The sequence below is a fragment of the Dethiosulfatibacter sp. genome, assembly GCF_983023055.1.
The window spans coordinates 1-3,230 of record NZ_CEZJXU010000301.1 but is presented as its reverse complement, the minus strand read 5'-3'; the positions used below and the strand labels follow the sequence as shown (position 1 = coordinate 3,230).

The 3,230-nt window shown below is 35.2% G+C and carries 3 protein-coding genes; all 3 read left to right on the top strand.

Features of this window, described 5'->3' with window-relative positions:
- The coding region (locus AC3AX0_RS09970) for a DNA translocase FtsK (RefSeq protein ID WP_487550142.1) at positions 1 to 1,675 on the top strand (1,675 nt) is incomplete at its 5' end.
- Positions 1,676 to 1,686: 11 nt separating this feature from the next.
- The gene (gene rimO / locus AC3AX0_RS09965; RefSeq protein WP_487550141.1) at positions 1,687 to 3,006 is read left to right on the top strand and encodes a 30S ribosomal protein S12 methylthiotransferase RimO; all 1,320 of its coding nucleotides are present in this window, start codon (positions 1,687 to 1,689) and stop codon (positions 3,004 to 3,006) included.
- The coding region (locus AC3AX0_RS09960; protein WP_487550140.1) for a CDP-alcohol phosphatidyltransferase family protein at positions 2,993 to 3,230 on the top strand (238 nt) is incomplete at its 3' end. The genes rimO and AC3AX0_RS09960, both read left to right, overlap by 14 nt.

The following is a 3,230-nucleotide window of genomic DNA, read 5'->3' as shown; positions in this document are numbered from 1 at the left end:
CAAGCATCAAGCAGATAAGAAGAAGGTTATGGATATTGGTATTGACGAAACCGAAGTGAAACAGCTGGATTTCAGCGATGAGATAGGCGGAGAGTTTAAGACAACAAATAATACAGAAAGCAAAAAATTAGCTAAAAAGCCTAAAGCTGCAAAGAAGACTGAAAAAGTAGTTGAAGAAGTGAAACAAAGCAGTGAAGACATTGAAGGCAAGTATAACACCAGTCTTGGAAGTGGTACAATTCAAAGCATGGAATACAAGCTTCCACCAATAGATCTTCTTATGGAAAATAAAAGAGACAATATCAAAAATGAGAAGCAGGAAGCAATAGAAAGTGCAGACATACTCCTTAACACTTTGAACAATTTTGGAATAGACTGCAAGCTTGTTCAGATAAACAGAGGTCCTACTATAACAAGATATGAACTTCAACCGGCTCCCGGAGTTAAAGTCAGTAAAATAACCAACCTATCAAAGGATATAGCCTTAAGTCTTGCAACTTCAGACTTGAGGATAGAAGCACCCATACCTGGGAAGGCTGCTATTGGAATAGAAGTTCCAAACTCAAACAAGTCCAATGTATTTCTTAAGGAGCTTATAGACTCTGATGAATATAGGAAAAGGGAAAAAGACAATTCTATACCATTTACAATTGGAAAAGACATTGCGGGAAAAAATATTGTTGCAGATATTTCATCCATGCCCCATCTTTTGATAGCTGGTGCAACAGGTTCTGGAAAAAGTGTCTGTATAAATTCACTGCTCATAAGCATACTTTACAATGCAAAACCAAATGATGTAAAGCTTATACTGGTGGATCCCAAAGTGGTTGAACTGAATGTTTATAATGGAATACCCCATTTGCTGATACCTGTTGTTACTGATCCAAGAAAGGCAGCTAATGCGCTTAACTGGGCTGTTCAAGAAATGACAAACAGATATGAGTTGTTTGCAAAGAACAGTGTTAGGGATATCAACTCATACAATGCAAAAATGAGAAAAGAAAATGAAAATGATACAATACCTAAGATGGTTATAATAATAGACGAGCAGGCAGACCTTATGATGGTGGCGGCTGGAGAAGTAGAAGACAGTATAACAAGGCTTGCACAGCTTGCAAGGGCAGCTGGAATACATCTTGTCATTGCAACTCAAAGACCGTCTGTAGATGTTATTACAGGAACTATAAAGGCAAACATTCCTTCAAGGATAGCATTTGCTGTTTCCTCTCATATTGATTCAAGAACAATACTTGATATTGGAGGCGCTGAAAAGCTTCTTGGTAAGGGAGATCTTCTATATCATCCTGTAGGCATGAGCAAGCCTCAAAGGATACAAGGAACTTTCGTAAGTGATGATGAAGTAAAAGATGTCATTGAGTTCATAAGGAACCAAAGTATAATTTCTAGCATGGAAAAGATTGAAGAGGAAATAAACAGTGTACAGCTTGACAAGGACAAGGATTATGACGAGTTGATACAAAATGCAGCAGAACTTGTAGTTATTGAAGGACATGCATCTGTTTCATATCTTCAGAGGAAGCTTAAGCTTGGATATTCAAGAGCAGCAAGAATAATCGACCAGTTGGAAGAAATGGGTGTTGTAGGTCCTCATGAAGGAAGCAAACCTAGAAAAGTTTTAATCAATGCGGAAGAACTGGAAGAAATCAATTTTTAGTAGGAGAAAAAATGGAAAAAATACATATAATTACCCTTGGATGTTCGAAGAATACAGTTGATTCGGAGTATATGCTTGGAATTTTAAAAGAAGGATATGAACTAACAACTAATATTGAAGAAAGTGACATAGTGATAATAAACACTTGTGCCTTCATAAAAGATGCCAAGGAAGAGTCCATAAACACAATATTTGAAGTTGTTAATTTAAAAAACGATGGTATTATAAATAAAATTATAGTAGCTGGATGTTTGTCACAAAGGTATTATGAAGAGCTTTTGAAGGAAATACCTGAAATAGACCTCTTCATAGGTACTTCAAATTATGATGAAATATTTACAATGTTAAAGGAATCAAAAGAAGGTACAGCTGTAAAAGATCCATCCAGAATTATTCCTGATAATCTTCCTAGGATTCTTACAGAAAGCAAACACTATGCTTATGTGAAAATTGCAGAGGGATGCGACAATCTGTGCACCTATTGCATAATTCCCCAGTTGAGAGGAAAATACAGAAGTAGAAAAATCGAAGATATTGTAGAAGAGACTAGAATTCTTGCAGAAGAAGGTATTAAAGAAATCATTATAATAGCACAGGATACAAGCAAGTATGGAATTGATCTCTATGGAGAAAAAAAGCTTCACATACTTCTTGAAAAGATTTCGGAGGTGAAGGGAGTCGAATGGATTAGAGTCCACTATATATATCCTGAGGATTTCTACGAAAAATTACTTGAAACCTTTGTATCCAATGAAAAATTGCTTAATTATTTTGAAATACCTCTTCAGCATGTCAATGACAAGGTGCTAAAAAGAATGAACAGAAAAACAGACAGAAAAAGCATTGATGCTCTTCTTAAAAGCATAAGAAGCAGAATTCCAGATGCCGTTATAAGGACTACCTTCATAGTTGGATTCCCAGGTGAAACCCAGGAGCAGTTTGAAGAGCTTGAAGAATTCATTGAAGAATTCAAATTTGACAGACTTGGTGTTTTTTCTTATTCTGAGGAAGAAGGAACTCCAGCTGCAAAAATGGCTGAGAGTATAGATGAAGACATTAGGGAAGAAAGAAGAAATATTTTGATGGAAAAGCAAATGAATATTTCCATTGAAAAAAATAAGACATTTATTAATAAAAGGTTTAATGTTATAATTGATTTGCATATTGAAGAAAATAGATATATTGGAAGGACATATATGGATTCGCCGGACATTGATGGAAATGTATATGTAGACAGCAGGTATGAATTAGAGCCAGGGGATATTGTAGATGTAAAAATAACAGAAGCCCTTGAATATGATTTGGTAGGAGAATATTATGAACTTGCCTAATAAACTTACAATATTGAGAATTTGCCTGATACCATTTTTTATGTTTTTTATACTTACGGATTTTTTCACATATACTAAATTGGTTGGACTGATTATATATGTTGTAGCATCAATAACTGACAGCATTGATGGATATATAGCAAGAAAGTACAACCTTGTAACGGATTTCGGAAAATTCATGGACCCACTGGCAGACAAGCTTCTTGTTATTTCATCTCTTGTAT

Coding starts and splice junctions, on each gene's coding strand:
- rimO (WP_487550141.1), top strand. CDS start 1,687: ATGGAAAAAATACATATAATTACCCTTGGATGTTCGAAGAATACAGTT.